This window comes from Arthrobacter sp. TB 23 (genome assembly GCF_000294595.1).
Classification (GTDB): Bacteria; Actinomycetota; Actinomycetes; order Actinomycetales; family Micrococcaceae; genus Arthrobacter_D.
On sequence record NZ_ALPM01000029.1, the window covers coordinates 38,885 to 57,084 of the forward strand.

The 18,200-nt window shown below is 63.7% G+C and carries 16 protein-coding genes and 1 pseudogene; 13 read left to right on the plus strand and 4 right to left on the minus strand.

The genetic code is table 11. The annotated features are described in order from the left end of the window. The first annotated feature begins 3 nt into the window (after nucleotides 1-3). The 7 genes from B384_RS0103765 to B384_RS0103795 are packed head-to-tail and all read left to right on the plus strand — an operon-like array spanning nucleotide 4 to nucleotide 7,720. Nucleotides 4-1,284 (plus strand): TRAP transporter large permease, encoded by a 1,281-nt coding sequence (locus B384_RS0103765; RefSeq protein WP_019481809.1) that lies wholly within the window; start codon nucleotides 4-6, stop codon nucleotides 1,282-1,284. Between the two features lie 30 nt (nucleotides 1,285-1,314). Beyond that, a complete protein-coding gene (locus B384_RS0103770) occupies nucleotides 1,315-2,619 on the plus strand; it encodes an enolase C-terminal domain-like protein (RefSeq protein ID WP_019481810.1) in 1,305 nt (434 codons plus the stop codon). A gap of 26 nt (nucleotides 2,620-2,645) precedes the next feature. Continuing rightward, nucleotides 2,646-4,145: an aldehyde dehydrogenase (NADP(+)) gene (locus B384_RS0103775; protein ID WP_019481811.1), complete on the plus strand. Its 1,500-nt coding sequence runs from the start codon at nucleotides 2,646-2,648 to the stop codon at nucleotides 4,143-4,145. Then, nucleotides 4,142-5,332 (plus strand): fumarylacetoacetate hydrolase family protein, encoded by a 1,191-nt coding sequence (locus B384_RS17630; RefSeq protein ID WP_019481812.1) that lies wholly within the window; start codon nucleotides 4,142-4,144, stop codon nucleotides 5,330-5,332. Before B384_RS0103775 ends, B384_RS17630 begins: the two co-directional genes overlap by 4 nt. Further along, complete coding sequence (locus B384_RS0103785; RefSeq protein WP_019481813.1) at nucleotides 5,332-6,045, plus strand: GntR family transcriptional regulator; 714 nt, start codon at nucleotides 5,332-5,334, stop codon at nucleotides 6,043-6,045. The genes B384_RS17630 and B384_RS0103785 overlap by 1 nt, the downstream gene beginning before the upstream one ends. A 30-nt stretch (nucleotides 6,046-6,075) precedes the next feature. Next, nucleotides 6,076-6,831 (plus strand): SDR family NAD(P)-dependent oxidoreductase, encoded by a 756-nt coding sequence (locus B384_RS0103790; RefSeq protein ID WP_019481814.1) that lies wholly within the window; start codon nucleotides 6,076-6,078, stop codon nucleotides 6,829-6,831. A gap of 37 nt (nucleotides 6,832-6,868) precedes the next feature. Then, the gene (locus B384_RS0103795) at nucleotides 6,869-7,720 is read left to right on the plus strand and encodes a fumarylacetoacetate hydrolase family protein (RefSeq protein ID WP_019481815.1); all 852 of its coding nucleotides are present in this window, start codon (nucleotides 6,869-6,871) and stop codon (nucleotides 7,718-7,720) included. 33 nt (nucleotides 7,721-7,753) lie between these two features. On the opposite strand, the gene B384_RS0103800 is transcribed toward B384_RS0103795, so the two are convergent. From B384_RS0103800 to B384_RS0103810, 3 genes are read right to left on the minus strand one after another with little or no spacing between them, the layout of a single operon-like run. After that, complete coding sequence (locus B384_RS0103800) at nucleotides 7,754-8,857, minus strand: polyprenyl synthetase family protein (RefSeq protein ID WP_019481816.1); 1,104 nt, start codon at nucleotides 8,855-8,857, stop codon at nucleotides 7,754-7,756. Nucleotides 8,858-8,866: 9 nt separating this feature from the next. Then, complete coding sequence (locus B384_RS0103805; protein ID WP_019481817.1) at nucleotides 8,867-10,183, minus strand: geranylgeranyl reductase family protein; 1,317 nt, start codon at nucleotides 10,181-10,183, stop codon at nucleotides 8,867-8,869. Beyond that, complete coding sequence (locus tag B384_RS0103810; protein ID WP_019481818.1) at nucleotides 10,184-10,939, minus strand: demethylmenaquinone methyltransferase; 756 nt, start codon at nucleotides 10,937-10,939, stop codon at nucleotides 10,184-10,186. It abuts the gene before it with no gap. Between the two features lie 132 nt (nucleotides 10,940-11,071). Here B384_RS0103810 and B384_RS0103815 point away from each other — a divergent pair, with 132 nt between their 5' ends. From B384_RS0103815 to B384_RS21465, 6 genes and pseudogenes are all read left to right on the plus strand, one after another. Continuing rightward, nucleotides 11,072-12,412, plus strand: coding sequence for an isochorismate synthase (locus tag B384_RS0103815; RefSeq protein ID WP_019481819.1), 1,341 nt, complete (start codon nucleotides 11,072-11,074; stop codon nucleotides 12,410-12,412). 128 nt (nucleotides 12,413-12,540) lie between these two features. After that, complete coding sequence (locus B384_RS0103820) at nucleotides 12,541-13,335, plus strand: transporter substrate-binding domain-containing protein (protein ID WP_019481820.1); 795 nt, start codon at nucleotides 12,541-12,543, stop codon at nucleotides 13,333-13,335. An 84-nt stretch (nucleotides 13,336-13,419) separates the two neighbouring features. Beyond that, nucleotides 13,420-14,205, plus strand: coding sequence for an amino acid ABC transporter permease (locus B384_RS0103825; RefSeq protein ID WP_019481821.1), 786 nt, complete (start codon nucleotides 13,420-13,422; stop codon nucleotides 14,203-14,205). Continuing rightward, entirely contained in the window at nucleotides 14,202-14,966 is a 765-nt protein-coding gene (locus tag B384_RS0103830) for an amino acid ABC transporter ATP-binding protein (protein WP_019481822.1), read from the plus strand. Before B384_RS0103825 ends, B384_RS0103830 begins: the two co-directional genes overlap by 4 nt. 184 nt (nucleotides 14,967-15,150) lie before the next feature. After that, a pseudogene (locus B384_RS21460) lies at nucleotides 15,151-15,681 on the plus strand (M15 family metallopeptidase); the annotation flags it as partial. A 12-nt stretch (nucleotides 15,682-15,693) separates the two neighbouring features. Then, nucleotides 15,694-16,482: an FG-GAP repeat domain-containing protein gene (locus tag B384_RS21465; protein WP_443110848.1), complete on the plus strand. Its 789-nt coding sequence runs from the start codon at nucleotides 15,694-15,696 to the stop codon at nucleotides 16,480-16,482. A 27-nt stretch (nucleotides 16,483-16,509) separates the two neighbouring features. On the opposite strand, the gene menD is transcribed toward B384_RS21465, so the two are convergent. Next, the gene (gene menD / locus B384_RS17635) at nucleotides 16,510-18,153 is read right to left on the minus strand and encodes a 2-succinyl-5-enolpyruvyl-6-hydroxy-3-cyclohexene-1-carboxylic-acid synthase (protein ID WP_192813052.1); all 1,644 of its coding nucleotides are present in this window, start codon (nucleotides 18,151-18,153) and stop codon (nucleotides 16,510-16,512) included. Nucleotides 18,154-18,200 lie beyond the last annotated feature (47 nt).

Below are 18,200 nucleotides of genomic sequence, written 5' to 3' on the forward strand. Positions count from 1 at the left end.
CATATGACCCTTCTCATCATGATCATCGCGTTGCTGGTGCTACTCGCTCTCCGCGTGCCAGTCTCCTTTGCCTTGCTCATCCCCTCGGTCGCCTACGTCATCATGGACCCGACTGCTCGGATCGGCACGGCGGTCCAACAGACCGTCTCCGGGGTTGACAGCTTTGCCATCCTCGCCGTTCCCATGTTCATCTTGCTAGGAAACCTCGCCAACGTTTCCGGAGTGACCGACAAGCTCTACGACGCAGCCGTGGCCGGTATCGGCCACCTCCGCGGCAGCCTCGGCTACGTCAACGTGGCCACCAGCTTCGGCTTCTCTTGGATGAGCGGTGCCGCTATAGCTGATGCCGCTGCCATGGGACGGGTGCAAGTCCCGGCTATGGTCCAACGAGGCTACTCCCGTGAATTTGCTTTGGGCGTGACCGGCGCCTCGAGCCTGATAGCGCCCATGATCCCGCCCAGCATCCCGGCTGTCATCTACGCGGTCACCGCCGGAGTGTCAGTAGGTGCCCTATTTATGGCTGGGATCCTGCCCGCGTTGGTGCTGGTGACGGCCCTCTGCCTCACGGTCTGGATTCTTATGAGGAAACAGAACCATCTGCGGCTCCCGAAATCGACCTGGAAAGTGCGGGGCCGCACCACCCTCGCGGCGCTTCCCGCGATGGGGTCAGCGGTTGTCATCCTGGGTGGCATTCTCAGCGGTGTTTTCACGCCCACCGAGGCGAGCGGGATTGGCGTCGTCTATATCCTCATCCTTGCCATCGTGTACCGCGCGCTAACTTGGCGGAAGCTGTACCGCACCCTGTTGACAACTGTTGAGACCTCGGGCTCGGTCCTCCTGATCGTAGCTGCCGCTGCGCTGTTCGGGTGGGTTCTTGCCCGTGAACAGGCACCGCAGGTAGCAGCCAACCTGATTCTGCAGATCACCGACCAGCCAATCGTGTTCCTTATACTCGTCAACATCCTGCTGTTGCTGGTGGGCTGCGTCCTGGAGCCCACCGCGGCAATCCTGATCCTTGTGCCGGTGTTGCTGCCGGTCGCTGAAACGTTCGGCATCGACCCGATCCATTTTGGCATTATGGTGATCTTCAATCTTCTCATCGGATTGATTACACCTCCCGTGGGGCTTGTGCTCTTCGTCCTGTCGAGCGTCACACGAACGTCAGTGCCAACCGTCATCAAGGGCATTCTTCCGTTCTTCGTCCCTATGGTCGCCACTCTGCTGATCATCACCTTCGTTCCGGCCCTCACGGTCGGACTACCTACACTATTAGGCTTCCTCTAGCCCTTCCCACCTGAATCTCTAGGAGATCCAATGTCCCGCATCACGTCAGTGCGCACTTCCGATGTGCGTTTCCCCACTTCCCTGGATTTGTCCGGGTCCGATGCCGTCAACGTCGACCCTGACTATTCAGCCGCCTATGTAGAAATCGCCACCGACGACGGTGAGCGCGGTTACGGTCTGGTCTTCACCTGTGGGCGGGGAAACGAGATCATCACCGCCGCCATGGACAGCTATGGGGCCCTGCTCATCGGGCAGAACACCGATAATCTGGTGAACAATCTCGGCGACGCTTCACGACGCCTGATCCATGACTCGCAGATGCGCTGGCTTGGACCCGAAAAAGGCGTGTCCCATATGGCGTGCGGCGGTCTGATCAACGCACTCTGGGACATCCGGGCTCGCCGGGAAAACAAGCCCCTTTGGCTCCTTCTGAGCGAGATGCCGGTCGATGAATTGGTCAGTGCAGTCGATTTCACTCATATTTCCAACGCCCTCACCCCGCAGGACGCAACCGACATCCTGCAGCGTGGGCAGGCCGGCAAACAGGACCGGATTGCTGAGCTAAAGCAGAATGGATACCCCGCCTACACCACTACTCCAGGATGGCTGGGTTACAGCGACGAGAAGCTCGTCCGGTTGTCGAAGGAAGCAGTGGCCGATGGCTTCGGCATGATCAAGCTCAAGGTAGCAGGAAGTATTGCCGATGACCGGCGCCGTCTGTCGCTCGCGCGTGAGGCTGTGGGGCCCGACATTCGGATTGCTATCGATGCCAACCAGCGCTGGGAAGAGCAAGACGCCATCGACTGGGTCAACCAACTACAGGACTTCAATCCCTACTGGATCGAAGAACCCACCAGCACCGACGATATCCTCGCCCACGCTGCAATCCGCAAAGCAGTTCACCCGGTCAAGGTTGCCACCGGTGAAGCGGTCCAGAGTCGGATCATTTTTAAGCAGCTTCTGCAGGCGGGGGCAATCGATATCATGCAGATCGACTCGACCCGTGTGGCGGGTGTCAACGAAAACATCGCCAATCTCCTCCTCGCCGCACAGTTCGACACTCCTGTGTGCCCGCATGCGGGCGGGGTGGGCCTGTGCGAACTGGTGCAGCATTTCTCCTTCTTCGACTACGCGGCGATCACCGGTTCCATGGAGGACCGGGTCATCGAGTTCGTCGATCATCTCCACGAGCATTTTGCTGAACCGGTGATTGTCACCGGTGGACGCTACCAGGCGCCCAAACGCCCAGGAGTCGGAGCCGAAATGCTCGACGCATCGACTGCACGGTGGACCTTCCCGGGCGGTGCCGGCTGGCAGGAACTGAACGCCAACTGATCCGCCGTCTAACCGAAAGGAATGATATGACAGCCACCACATTGACCCTCGCCACCACAGCCGGGGAAGTTGCTGAAGCAGCTCAGGCCGCACACCGGGCCTTCCTGCAGATTGCTGCTGAACCTCCTGCCGTGCGGGCGAGCAGACTGAACGCCATCGCGGCAGCCCTCCGCGCCAACGCACCCGAACTCGTGGCACTTGGGCAGGCAGACACCCACCTGGCCGAGGCACGTCTGAACGGCGAGCTTAAAAGGACAGCGTTTCAACTTGACCTCTTCGCGGACGAGGTTCTCGCAGGAATTCCGCTGGATGCCACGGTGGATCACGCCGATCCTGACTGGGGCATGGGTCCCCGGCCTGACATCCGGCGGATCAACATTCCGCTGGGGGTTGTGGGTGTTTTCGGTGCCTCCAATTTCCCTTTCGCGTTCAGCGTGATGGGCGGCGACTCCGCCTCGGCGCTCGCGGCAGGGTGCGCAGTCCTTCACAAGATTCACAATGGGCACCGCAAGCTCGCCCTGCGCACAGCAGAGATCGTTGCTGAAGCACTGAGCGAGGCAGGCAGCCCCGCTGGCCTATTTGCAGTAGTCGACGGCCGGGCTGCTGCTGAAGCCTTGGTGGACCATCAGCTGGTGAAAGCGATCGGTTTCACCGGGTCAACAGGTGGTGGACGTGCCCTGTTCAACCGCGCAAGTGCCCGGCCCGATCCGATCCCGTTTTACGGTGAGCTTGGAAGCATCAACCCGGTCTTCGTGCTCCCCCACGCATGGGAAAACCGCTCGGAATCAATTCTTGCCGGATACGCCGCATCGTTCACTGCGGGCATGGGCCAATTCTGTACCAAGCCCGGTGTCCTCTTTGTGCCCGAGGCCTTATCCGACGAACAGATTCGCGGGGCGCTTGAACCAGTTCTGGAACAAACCCCACTGAGTGAGCTGCTGACCCCCGGCCTTCGCGAATCCTTCGGCACCGCCCGCGATGATGTAGCCGCCATGGAGGGGGTCGACGCTCTGGTCTCCGGGTCCGACGAGAAGGTGCCCGCTCCAACTGTGCTAATCACCGATGCCGCAGCTGTCACAAGGAATCCCGAAGTCCTACGCCACGAAATGTTCGGTCCGGCCTCTCTGGTGGTCCGGTACCGTTCGGCTGGAGACCTCCCCCGCCTGGCGTCACTGATGGAAGGCCAATTGACCGCTTCGATCCACGCAGACGAGGGCGACGACGCTTCGCTTCTGCTCGACACCCTGACAGGCATCGCCGGCAGGGTGCTGTGGAACGGCTGGCCGACAGGGGTAACCGTCTCCTATGCACAGCAGCACGGCGGGCCCTACCCCGCCACAACCTCAAACACCACCTCGGTGGGAACCGCGGCGATCGGGCGCTTCACCCGCCCCGTTGCGTACCAGGATGTACCTGACCACCAGCTGCCGGCGTCCCTTCAGGACTTGAACCCCCATCACATCGGCCGCCGCGTCAACGGGGTCTTTGAGGCTGCGGACCTAAACACGAGGGAGGCCAAAGCATGAGCCGGCTGCTCCCGGAAGATGCCACTACAGCGGTGCTGATCGGACGGATCTGGGACCCCGAAACTGCGGGGCCTCGCCCCGTCCTGGTCGACGGCGGCACGTTGGTTGACCTCTTCCATCAGTACGCCACCGTTTCGGAACTACTCAACACGGAAAACCCTGTTCATCTGCTTGAACAGCTCCGCTCCTCGACTGCCCGCCGGTGGGACCTTGCCGATCTTGCAGGTGACACCTTCTCGGACGCTGACGCGCCCGCCATCGGCCGCAGTGGCCCGCACTTGCTCCCGCCGGTGGACCTGCAGGCGTTGAAGGCGTGCGGTGTCACCTTCGTCGACAGCCTAATCGAACGGGTCATTGAGGAACGCTGCGCCGGCGATTTCACCCTCGCCGAGCAAACCCGCTCCCAGGTGCTTGACGCTCTTGGCGGCAGCCTCACTGGGGTCCGTCCCGGTTCCGACGAAGCCGCCCGCGTCAAAGAGGTACTTGTGCGTGAAGGGTTCTGGTCGCAATACCTTGAGGTTGGGATTGGACCGGATCCGGAGGTCTTCACCAAGGGACCTGTCCTATCCGCGGTTGGTACAGGGTCACACATCGGCATTCCGCCGTTCTCATCCTGGAACAATCCGGAGCCCGAACTGGTACTGGTAGTGGACAATCGAGGCCGCATCAAGGGCTGCACCCTTGGCAATGACGTTAACCTTCGTGATGTCGAAGGCCGCAGTGCGCTGCTCCTCGGCATGGCCAAGGACAACAACGGGTCAACTGCACTTGGCCCCTTCCTCAGGTTGTTCAACGATTCCTACACAGTTGATGATGCCCGCCAGGAAACGATTCGTCTCACCGTTCGGGGGGCTGATGGCTTCGTTTTGAATGGCACCAACAGCGTCCAGCGTCTGAGTCGTTCCTTTGAGGAACTTGTTGGAGCTGCGTACGGGACCCACCACCAATACCCGGATGGCTTCATCCTCTTCACCGGAACCCTTTTCGCCCCAAACCAGGACCGCGACGCGCCGGGCATGGGATTCACCCACAAAGCCGGAGATGTGGTGGAAATCGGCAGTACCCGGCTGGGTACACTGACCAACATGGTGTTGCCTACAGATGATCTTGAACCCTGGGAATTCGGCATTGGTGCCCACTTGCAGTACATCCTCGACCACCGGCAGCCTGTGCTGGACGGCCGATAATGACCGAAACGACAGCCCGCGACGTCGAGCCCCGGGGCAGGTCCGGGGCTGAGGTCTATTGGACGCTGCGTGCAAAAATTCTTGATCTGCAGCTGCCCCCGGACGCGAAAGTCAACATCGATGCTTTGGTCCGAGAACTTGGCGTTTCTCAGACACCCATCCGCGAGGCGCTGAGCCAGCTTGAGGGAGACCGCCTTATCGTCAAGAGCCCCGGTAAGGGATACCGCACCACTGAGCTTCTGGGCACGGCTGAATTGCGCGAGCTGTTCGAATTCCGTCTGCTCATCGAACCGTGGGCGGCGCGGGCGGCAGCCGTGAACCGTCTCAGTAATCCCTCCCGGTTTCTCACTGCTTCGCTTGATGACTTTGAGTCGGGCACGGCCGAGAACAGTGACGTCCGTCATCAACTCGTGGCGCACGACACTGTCTTTCACGACCGGATCCTGTCGGCCAGCAGCAACGAATTTGCTCTGCACGCCTACCGCGCCACGCATTGCCACCTTCACCTCTTCCGACTGCATCCCGCCGATTACCAGGGGACCAGCACCGTCGAGGAACATCGACGGATTGCCGCCGCTATCGCTGCCTGTGACCCGGATGCCGCTGGGAAAGCCATGCACCAACATCTCATCGACGCATATCACCGCTTTGCGGAGGCATTCACCCAGGAAGATTCGGGTTTGAGGCTGCCACACCCAGCCAATCTCTGCTGAGTCTCTCCCCTTTTACTGACAAGGACGAAAATGACAGATTCTTTTGAGGGCATCCGCGCCCTGGTCACCGGCGGTGCTTCAGGGATCGGCGCTGCAGTGACAGCTGCGTTGACCGAACGCGGAGCACACGTGGCGGTACTCGATCTCCGGCCCGAGGGTCTACCCTCTGGCGTAATCGGCTATACCTGTGACATCGGCAATAGTCAGTCGGTTGATGAGGCAGTCGCTGCTGCAGCACTCGACTTAGGCGGGATCGACGTCGTTATCAACAACGCAGGAGTTGGAGCAGCGGGGAGCGTTGCAGATAACGACGACGACGAATGGCTCAGGGTACTCAACATTAACGTGGTCGGGATTGCACGGGTGTCAAGGGCAGCGCTGCCCCACCTGCGAAAATCCCGCTGCCCGGCGATTGTGAACACGTCGTCTGTCGCAGCCACCCATGGTCTGCCTCAGCGAGCCCTTTACTCGGCGAGCAAGGGGGCGGTGTCAGCCCTAACCCGCGCCATGGCAGCGGATCATATGCGGGACAACATCAGGGTGAACTGCGTCAATCCCGGCACCGCAGACACCCCATGGGTTGGCAGGTTACTTGCAGCTGCGACGGATCCCGCCGCTGAGCGCCAGGCGCTGGAAGCCCGCCAGCCGCATGGTCGGCTGGTGTCCGCCGAAGAGGTGGCATCATCAATCCTCTTTCTGGCCGACCCGGCCAATGGCTCCACAACCGGAAGTTCCCTGACTGTCGACGGCGGGATGCATTCTCTTCTGCTCCGCTCTGATGCCTAGACCACCTGTTTACTACGCGACAAAAAGGAGACTTGAGATGGAACTAATGCGATTGGGCGAGCCCGGCCGGGAAATCCCTGCGGTGCGCCAGGACGGGGAAACCTATGACCTGCGCGGACTGACCGCCGACATTACCGGCGTGTTCCTCGGGGAGGACGGCATCGGCCGGGTGCGTGATGCATTGGCTGCCGGCACCCTGCCACCACTTGAGGGGGCCGCAGCGATGCGGGTGGGAGCTCCGCTGACGGGTATTGGCGCCGTCGTCTGCGTAGGCCAGAACTATGCGGCGCACGCTGCCGAGACCGGCGACCAGCCGCCCAAGGCCCCGATCATCTTCTTCAAGCATCCCAATACGGTCGTCGGGCCGAACGACGACGTCGTCATCCCGCCGGGCGCCCAGAAAGTTGATTGGGAGGTGGAGCTTGCCGTGGTCATCGGCAAGCGGGCGTCCTACCTGTCCAGCGTCGAGGAGGCCCTCGACTGTATCGCCGGGTTCACGATCAGCAACGATGTCTCGGAGCGCGACTACCAGATCGGGCACTCGGGAGGCCAGTGGTCCAAGGGCAAGTGCGCGCCGACCTTCAACCCGATGGGACCAGCCTTGGTGCCGGTCGCCGACGTCGCGGATCCGCAGGCACTCCGGCTCTACTCAACCGTCAACGGTGACCCCAGACAGGATTCCACGACAGCTGACATGGTGTTCAGCGTCGCCGAGATCATTCACAACCTCTCCCAGTACATGGCCCTGGATCCCGGAGACGTGGTGAACACCGGCACCCCCGAGGGTGTTGCCCTGTCCGGCCGTTTCCGCTACCTGGCGGCCGGAGACATTATGACGATCGGCATTGACGGTCTGGGCGAGCAGCGCCAACGCGTCGTCGGGTCCTGATTAGCGCAGGTCAGGTCGACAGAGGAGCCGGGGCTAGACGTCCCGGGTGACGACGGCCTGGGCGAAAGCGGTCAGCGCCTGCTTGACGATGCTTTCCGGCAGTGGTTCGAGGGCGGCGACGGCGTCGTCGGCCCACTGCTGAGCGACCTTCCAGGCGTCCTGGGTTGCCGGGTGGGTACTGACGGCAGCGACGGCGGTAGCGAGCGACTCGTCCGAGGTGAGGTCACCATCGACCAGGTCGACAACATGGGCGGCCGAAGCGTCTCCGGCAGCAGCGGCCTGGCGGATCAGCAGAATCGGCAGCGTCGGGACGCCCTCGCGCAGGTCGGTGCCTGGTGACTTGCCGGAAGTGACCTTGACGCCAGTGACGTCGATGACGTCGTCGGCGAGCTGGAACGCCACCCCCACCTTCTCGCCGTAGGACAGCATGACGTCGATGACCGACTGCGGGGCCTGGCCGAACAGCGCGCCGAGCTGCCCCGATGCCGCAACCAGCGACCCGGTCTTGTCTGCGATGACCGACAGGTAGTGCTCCACCGGATCTTCGTCCTCGCGGGGCCCGACCGTCTCGTGAAGCTGTCCCAGGCAGAGCCGTTCAAAGGTCCGCGCCTGGATCCCCAGGGCCCGGCCGCCCAGCTCCGACACCAGGATGGAGGCACGGGCGAAGATCAGGTCACCGGTCAGGATGGCTACCGAGTTGCCCCACACCTCGTGGGCCGTCGGCGCACCGCGACGATACGGCGCCGAGTCCATGACGTCGTCGTGATAGAGCGTGGCCAGGTGGGTCAGTTCGACGACGACGGCGGCCTGCACCACCTCGGGGCGGCTGGCATCCCCGAGGTGCGACGCCAGAATGGTCAACAGTGGCCGGATGCGTTTGCCGCCCGCTTCAACGAGGTGGCGGCTGGTGGCATCGGCGAGCGGATCGGAGCTGGCGATGGCTTCCCGGAGCTGCTTCTCGACCTTGGCCAGGCAGGTGGTGACCGCGGGCCCAAGGTGAGGATCCTCGGCGATCAAGGCAAATCCGGGCGGAAGCCGCAGACCGGTAGCAATGGCTCCGGTGGCAGTGTCGAGCTCGGCGCCATCGGACAGCGAGTGTCCAGCACGGGTCCAGCCGGGGTTCGCAGATTCTGTCACTGTCTAAGACTAACTAGTAGAGCGCGTGGAACTGGCATGCGTCCGCGCGCGCGGATGGGATTGGTTGCTGACGGCCGGCACCAGCTGCTCCAGCAGGTGAATGACGCGGTCCTCGAAACCTTTGCCACCGGAGTCGGTCAGGTTGGCGAGCATCCGCACCACAAAGCGCATCAGCACCGGGATCGGCATGCCGGTCCGCAGCGCCAACCGCAGAATGGCCGGCTTGCCGATCAGCTGAGCGAAGATGGTGCCGAGGGTAAAGTGGCTCCCCCACAGCCCTCTGATGTGTGGCGCGTAACCGGCCAGGACCTGATCGCGGCCCAGGGTTGAGCCGACCTGTTCGGCGTTGATGATGAACTCGGCAGCGTACCGGGCCGACTCCATCGCGTAGGAGATACCCTCGCCGTTGAACGGGGACACCATTCCGCCGGCATCGCCGAGCAGCAGCATCCCCGGACTGTAGTGGGGTGTCCGGTTGAAGCCCATGGGCAGGGCGGCGCCGCGGATCTCGCCGACCTGCTGCTCGGGAACGAAACCCCACTCGGCGGGCATCCCGGCGGTCCAGTCCCGCAGCACCTGCTTGTAATCCAGCTTGCCGAACTCGGCAGAGGAATTGAGGATGCCCAGGCCCACATTGGACGTGCCATCCCCCACACCGAAGACCCAGCCGTAGCCGGGAAGCGGCTTGCCGGTCGCGTCGGGGAGCTCGAGCCACCCTTCCATCCAGGGGTCCTCATGGCGCGGACTGGTGAAGTAGGTGCGTACCGCGACGCCGAGCGGGCGATCATCGCGCTTCGCCAAGCCCAGGCTGACGGCCGTCCGGGTCGAGTTGCCGTCGGCCGCCAGGACGGTGTCAGCGTGAAACTGCCGGGTCTCCCCCGTCTTACGCCCGGACGAGTCCAGGATATTGACGACGACGCCGGTCACCCGGCCGGCGTCGTTGCGGATCGCTCTGGTGACGGAGTGACCCTCAAGGATGACGGCGCCCGCCGCGCGAGCGTGTTCGGCTAGTTGTTCATCGAATCCGAACCGGGTGCGGACCAGCCCGTAATCGGGGAAGTCGGTTAGCTCCGGCCAGGGCACCTCGACGGTGCGGCCGCCGGCTTTGAGCCGCAGCCCGACGTTGCGGCGCCATCCCGCCGTCTCCTCATGAGGCAGGCCGAGCAGCTGGATCTCACGGACTGCGCGGGGCGTGAACCCGTCTCCGCAGACCTTCTCACGCGGGAAGACCGATTTTTCCACCACTGTCACGTCTACCCCGGCACGCGCCAGGTAGTAGGCAGCGGTTGAGCCAGCGGGGCCAGCCCCGACAATCAGTACCGACACTTAGTTTGCTGGCCGCGTGCTGCGGCGGCTGAGGCGCGCCTGTGCGGGTGCTGTAGCAGTGTCAGCGGGTTTGGTCGCGCGATGGACGGCGACGATACCGCCATTGAGATTGCGGTAGGCCACGTCCTGCCACCCGGCATCAGTGAGCCAGCCAGCCAGTGCATCCTGATCCGGCCAGGCCCTGATGGATTCCGCGAGATACACGTAGGCGGTCGGGTTCGAACTGACCTTCGTCGCAATTGCGGGCAATGCCCGCATCAGGTACTCCGTGTACATGGTGCGCCACAGTCGAACGGTTGGTTGTGAGAACTCGGCGATCACCAGTTTTCCGCCGGGCTTGGTGACGCGCAGCATCTCCGCGAGCGCCTGCTGCGGACGGTGCACGTTACGGAGCCCGAAGGAGATGGTCGTCGCGTCAAAGGAGTTGTCGGCAAACGGCAGATCGGTGGCATCGCCGGCGATGAAATCAATGTCCGGGCGACGGCGTTTGCCGACCCGCAACATGCCAAGGGAGAAATCGCAGGCGACGACGTACACCCCGTTGTCTGCGTAGGGCTCGCTGGAGGTGCCGGTTCCGGCGGCCAGGTCGAGCACCTTTTGGCCCTTCGCGGCTCCTACCGCATCCACCACAATGCGACGCCAGCGGTGGGTCTGTCCGAGGGACAGGACGTCGTTGACCACGTCGTATTTGGGCGCCACGTCGTCAAACATGGCTGCAACTTCTTCGGGACGCTTTTCCAGTGATGCACGGTTCACCCTTGTATTGTCTCAAACAATTGACAGGTCCATAATCGGGGCGCGGGCGACCGGGTTCCGGGCAACCGGGTTTCGGCAGCGGCACGGCCAGCCCGTCCCTGCCACTGCCGGGCAAGAGTAGGCTTGGAAATCATGAGCACTCCGTCCTCCATCGCGGTCGCGCCGCCGCTGACACCAGTGCGCGGTCTGCGCAGCATCACCATTCCACGGGGACAGCTCGACGACAGTACCGGCCTGCTCGACTATGTTGCCCGCAATGACGTTCACACCTGGGTGCGCCGCGGCGATGGCCTGGTTGCCTTCGGGGAAAGCGCCCGGTTCACGACGGCGGGCCCCGACCGGTTCATTGAGGCCCAGGAGTGGTGGCGCACCCAACTCGACGCCGCCGACGTCGACAATCCGCTCGCCGTTCCCGGTTCCGGACTGGTGGCCTTCGGCTCGTTTGCGTTCTCCAAGACCTCCCAGCATCAGTCCCGGCTGATTGTGCCGCGCGTTGTGGTGGGCTGCCGCGATGGTCACAGCTGGCTGACCTACATCACCGACGACGAAGGCGCGGAAGTAACCGCCGACGCCGCCGAGGCAGCACTGGCTGAATACCTCGACGAGACGGCCATCGAACGTGTTCCTGACGCCGCCGACCGGCTCACCCCGGGAATTCTCTCCGAGGAGCAGTGGATGACCGCCGTGGAGCAGGGGATCGAGCACGTTCGCAGCGGCGAGCTGAGTAAGTTGGTGCTCGCGCGTGACGTCGTCGCCGAGCTCGGTTCTCCGGTGGCGACCGCCCAGGTGCTGCGCGAACTGGCGGTCAGGTACTCGGACTGTTGGACCTACTCGGTGGACGGGTTGATCGGTTCAACACCTGAAATGCTCATTAAAGTTGAGAACTCGACGGCCCAGGCCAGGGTCCTCGCCGGCACCCTGGACCGCAACAATGCACCGGCCGATGATCCGGACTACGCGCAGCGGGTGCTCGCTGGCTCCGAGAAGCAACTGCATGAGCACCAGATCGCCATCGACTCGCTGACCGGCCAGTTGGAGCCATTCACCAGCACCATGACATCACACAGCGAGCCGTTCGTCCTCGAACTACCCAACGTCTGGCATTTGGCTTCCGATGTCACAGCGCAACTGGAACCGGGCGCCGATGGCAGCGTACCGACGTCGTTGGCCCTGGTCGGGGCGTTGCACCCCACTGCGGCGGTCTGTGGGACACCGACGACCGTAGCGGGAGCCCTGATCCGGGAACTGGAGCATATGGAGCGCGGACCCTATGCCGGGCCAGTGGGCTGGATGGATGCCCGGGGCAATGGTGAGTGGGGCATCGCGTTACGCGGCGCGGTAATCGAGAGTCCAACCCGGGTTCGAATGTACGCGGGGTGTGGCATCGTCGCTGCATCGAATGCCGCAGCTGAGCTGGCGGAATCGTGGAGCAAGTTCAGGCCCATGATCGAGGCCCTGGGCATCCGGCGGTAGCATTCCCCGTCCTCAGCACTGTCAGGTCCCGATGGTTACCAGTACGCAATACCTGTAGCCTGTGATGCACATCTCCATGCGGCTAGAATTTGAATCGAAGTTTTCCCGTCCACCAAAGAGGTATTTGTATGTTTGCCAAGCGCTCAGCCGTTCCCAAGACCCTCGCCATCGCGGCCATCGGTGCGCTAGCACTTAGCGCCTGCGGTGGCTCCGACGAGCCAGCCGCCGATGATTCGGGCCTCGGCCTGATTGCTGAGGGCGCGCTCACCGTGTGCTCGGACATCCCGTACGCGCCATTCGAGTATGAAGAGGACGGCGAATACGTCGGCTTCGACATGGACCTGATGCGCGCCATCGCCACCGGCCTGGACCTCGAGCTTGAGGTGGTCGACGTCGGCTTCGACGGCCTCGCCAGTGGCGCGGTGCTTGCGGCCGGCCAGTGCGACGTCGGTGCCAGCGCCATCACGATCACCGAGGAGCGCGCGGAGAACATTGCGTTCACCGAGCCGTACTACGATTCCCTGCAGTCCCTGCTGGTTCCCGTGGACTCGGATCTTGCCTCGATCGACGATCTTGCGGGCGAGTCGGTGGGTGTTCAGGCCGGAACCACCGGTGAAACGTACACCCGCGAGAACGTCCCTTCCGACACCGAGGTTGTAGCCTTCCCGAGCGACGCTGAACTGTACTCAGCTCTCCAGGCCGGCAACGTCGCAGCCATCCTGCAGGACCTGCCGGTGAACCTCAGCCACACCGAGGACGGCACCTACACGATCGCCCAAGAGTTCGAAACCGATGAGCAATACGGTTTCGCACTGCCCAAGGAAGGCAGCGAGGATCTCCTCGAGGCCGTCAACGAGCAGCTCGCCGAGCTGCGGGACAACGGCGAGTACGACGAGATTTACAACACCTACTTCTCGGAGTAGGAATTCTGGCCCGGAACCGGTCCGGGATCCTCGGATCCTGACGGGTTCCGGGCCGACAGCCCCCGAGAAAGATTGGCTCCCGACTTGAAACGCTCAACCCGCAGACGTCTGACCCGCGGCGCCCTGTACGCACTCTTCATCCTCGCCGTCGCCGTCGTCGTCTGGCTCGCCGATTGGGAGGCGATCCAAAGCAATTTCTTCGACCTGGACGTTGCTGTCGAGGCATTCCCCGAAATTCTGACCGTCGCGGCGAAGAACACAGTCCTCTACACGGCCATCGCGTTTGTCGGTGGGCTGCTCCTCGGCCTGATTCTGGCGCTGATGAAGCTCTCTCCGGTCCTGCCCTATCGCTGGGCAGCGACCGCTTACATCGAGCTGTTTCGGGGGCTCCCCGCTCTGCTGGTGATCTTCGGTTTTGCGTTCGCGGTGCCGATCGCCTTTGGCTGGCGTCCGCCGGGCGGTAGCGCCGGCGCTGGCCTGATCGCCCTAATCATCGTCTCTTCCGCCTACATCGCCGAAACCATCCGAGCGGGGATTGAAGCTGTTCCGCCAGGCCAGGTGGAGGCCGCCCGGTCCCTGGGGATGCATCCGTCGTGGACCATGATCTCTGTCGTCCTGCCGCAGGCGTTCAGGATCATCACCCCGCCGCTGACCAATGAACTGGTCATCCTGATCAAGGACACCTCACTCCTGTTCATCGCGGGCATGGCTCTGGGCGACCGCGAGTTGACCACCTTCGCCCGTGACATGGTCTCTTCATCCGCCAACGCAACCCCGTTGGTCCTCGCTGCCCTCCTGTATTTGATCATCACCCTGCCGCTCACCCAGCTGGTGGCCAAGCTTGAACGACACAACAAGAGAGGGCGGTGAGCGAGGTGACTGAACCAGCGCTCCGCAAGGGCGTGCCGGCCATCGAGGTCCGCGACCTGCACAAGAGCTTCGGGGACAACGAGGTCCTCAAGGGCATCGACTTCCATGTGGATCAGGGTGAGGTGGTCTGCGTGATCGGGCCTTCTGGCTCTGGCAAGTCCACCCTGCTCCGGTGCGTCAACCGGTTGGAAGAGCCCACCAGCGGCACCATCCTTGTGGAAGGCGTCGATATCACGGACGACGAGACGGACCTGGACAAAGTACGCACCCGCATCGGCATGGTGTTCCAGCAGTTCAACCTCTTCCCGCACCTGAACGTGACCCGTAACCTCACCCTGGCTCAGATCAGGGCGAAGAAGCGCAGCAAGTCAGAGGCAGGTGAGGTCGCGGCGCGCAACCTCGCCAAGGTGGGTCTGGAGGACAAGGCCATGGCCTTTCCGGCCCAGCTTTCCGGCGGGCAGCAGCAGCGCGTGGCAATTGCACGTGCGCTATCCATGGACCCGGACATGATGCTCTTCGACGAACCCACCAGCGCCCTGGACCCCGAATTGGTGGGTGACGTGCTCGATGTGATGAAGCAGCTGGCCAAGGACGGCATGACCATGATGGTGGTCACCCACGAAATGGGCTTCGCCCGTGAAGTTGGGGACCGGGTGGTATTCATGGACGGCGGAGTGGTGGTCGAGCAGGGCAAACCCGAGGATGTCCTCGGCAACCCGCAGCATGAACGCACCAAAGAGTTCCTCTCGAAGGTTCTGTAACCACTCGGTTGGCGGCAATGTCCTGCGCCTTTGGTCCCCTAGCGGCGGGCCGGAGTGCGTGGGACGATAGGTCCACCAGACCCACCTACCCGCGGGAATCCTCATGCCCTCACCCATCCGGAACCCAAGGCTTCGCGCAAGACTCCTCAGCGTCGTCGTGCTGTGCTGCGCCCTACTGGGTGGGATGCTCACAGCCCAGCCCGCAACGGCCGCCGTCCCCGTGGCGAACCCGAACAGCTATCACGTGCTGGTCACCAAGTCACGGCCGCTGAACCCCCTGCACTACATCGCACCGGATCTGGTCTATTTTCCCGGCACCAACTTTGTACTCCGGCGTGCTGTCTCGGCGAATCTGGAAAGCCTTTTTGCTGGCGCGCGTAACGCTGGGGCACCACTGAGCGTGGTGAGCGCCTACCGTTCCTACGCCGAGCAGGCATCCCTCTACAACAGCTATGTGGCGCGATACGGGCAGGCAGTGGCCGACACCATTTCGGCACGCCCGGGGCACAGCGAGCATCAGACCGGACTCGCCGTCGACGTCGGCAACGCCAACGGCACTTGTGGCCTGGGTGCCTGTTTCGGGACCACCGCGGGCGGCAAGTGGGTCGCCGCCAATGCATGGCGGTACGGGTTCATCATTCGCTACCCGGACGGTTACCAATCGACCACCGGTTACACCTACGAACCGTGGCATCTGCGCTACGTGGGGCGGCCACTAGCCACCGAGATGAAGACCCGCGGCATCCCCACGCTGGAGCACTATTTCGACGGTTCCAACCCGACCATCAAGAGCCCAACGGACCTCACCGCAGTGGATTCCGCAGGGGTGCTGTGGAATTACCCGCCCAACTGGACCGGCGGATTCGCGCAGCGCGCCCGCGTGGGCAGCGGCTGGGGCGGTCTGAAGGCCGGGTTCACCACCGACTGGAACTCCGACGGCATCCAGGACATCCTCGCCCAGTGGCAGGACGGAAAACTCACGCTCTATCGGGGGCTCCGGGGCGGCGGTTTCCAGTCACCCATCCGGATCGGCAGCGGCTGGGCCAACCATGAGATCACTGTCGGCACCTGGTGGCGGGGGAGCCGGTACCCGTCGGTGGTCACCAAGGACGACGCAGGACGGCTGTGGCACTACGCAAACAACACCGGCGGAGCCCTGTCCTCGCAGGCCCGGGGGCAGATCGGGTCGGGGTGGCAGAACCTGAAGATCACGCTGGCTGACTTTGACCGGGACGGCAACCAGGACGTGCTCGCCACCCGCACCAACGGTGAACTGGTGCTTTACCGGTCCAATGGAAAAGCACGTTTCATCTACGAGAGTCGACGTACCATCGGCTCCGGCTGGCAACACATCGAAAGCGCACAAGCCGTCTCGGGTTTCCGGGGCCCAGGCTCCTACGGGTTGACCGCTCGAACCAGTTCCGGCGCCCTCAGGCACTACCCGATCAACTCCGGCGGCTGGGGTGGGTCTTTCACCATCGGTTCGGGGTGGCAGAACTACCGACTCTTTCGGTAGGCCCACACCGCACGGTTCCGGCCCGGCCTACACCACCCTGGCGACGCCTGCCTTGATCGAGGCGTGCAATGCGCGGAGGCCCGATCGGTCGGCCCGGACCTCGATCACCGAGCGGCCCTTGATGGGTGGCGCCAGTGCTGCGTCAAGGCCAGCGGCCGAGGTGACCAGTGAATGCCTGACGCCGTACCCATGGGCCAGCGCCTCGAGATCGGCGGTGTGGGGGGTGCCGAAGAGACGCTCTACGACCCTGCTGTGGCGTTCGAGGTTCTTCTCCTCCCCGTGTTCCAGGAGACCGAAGATGCCTCCGCCGGCATCGTTGAGCACCACTATCTGCAGGTCGGCCTCATCCTCGCCGGGCCCCAAAAGCAGCCCACCGGCGTCGTGCAGAAAAGTCAGGTCACCGAGCAGCAGGCGCGTGGGGATACCGGTCGCGAGCGCGATACCGGTGGCGGTGGAGATGGTTCCATCAATACCGGCGAGGCCGCGGTTGGCGTAGACCTCCAGGGGGTGCCAGCCAGGGGACGCGATGAGATCGGCGTCCCGGATGGGATTGGAGGATCCGAGCATGAGATTTCCGTCAGTGCTTTCCCAGACGGCGTCTGCCACGTGGAGCCCGGTCAGGGAGGCGCTTTCGGCGAGGGTTGACCGAAGAGCGGCATCAGCGCGGGCACTGGCCTGTTGCCACCGCCCCAACCATCCGTCCTCGCCCTGACCGGCGAACTGCAGCAACTCATCGAGGGTGGTGATGATCCGCTCCCGGCGTCGGCCTTCTTCGAACCAGGCCACCGGCCCCGGGAGGTAAAGTGCCTGCTGCACCTCCGGTCGGGACAGCAGGGCTGCTATTGGTCGTGAGAGGGTGGGCCGCCCGAACACGATCACCCGCTCGACGTCGGGCCCCAGATGTTCCAGCAGCAGCCGGTACTGGGCAACCGCATTGGGACCGAACCGGGCATTGGAGGAGGGCTCGGCGAGCAACGGGAGGCCGAGGTGCTGGGCAAACACCGCCGCCAGTTCCCCGGCGCCGTGGCCTGCGACCACCACGGTTCGGGCGGTCAACGTCGGAAGGGCGGCGTCGTGAGTGGCGGCGTCATGGGTCGCGGTGTCGTCGTCGGACTGGCTGGTCAGCGGCAGGATGGCGTCGGTGGCAGGAGCGGTGGCTGGCGGGAACCCTACAGGAGCCCCGTCGTGGCTCACAGCACCGGGGACTACAGCGCCGGTGACTACAGTGCCGGGGTCTACAGTGCCGGGGACCAGCGGGTCGCGGAACGCGAGGTTCAGCTGGACCGGACCACGTGGGCCTGAGGCCCCCAGCGCCTCGGCCAGGGCCCTGGCAACGAACGCCGAGGGATCAGTGCTCGCCGGGACGTCGAGTGCGCACCGCACGTGCGAACCGTAAAGGTTGACCTGGTTGGTGGTCTGGTTGGCGCCGCTCCCCCGAAGCTCGTCGGGCCGGTCCGCTGACAACACCACCAAGGGCACGGCCGCGTGGTTCGCCTCCATGACCGCTGGCATCAGTTCCCCCACGGCGGTACCCGACGTCGTCAGCACCGCCGCGGGGCGCTGCGATCCCTGCGCCAGGCCGAGCGCGGTGAACCCGGCAACCCGCTCGTCGATCCGGACATGCAACCGCACCGCACCCGCGGCCTCAGCCTCGGCCAGCGCATACGCCAGGGGTGCGCTTCGGGATCCCGGTGCAACGACGACGTGGCGGACGCCCG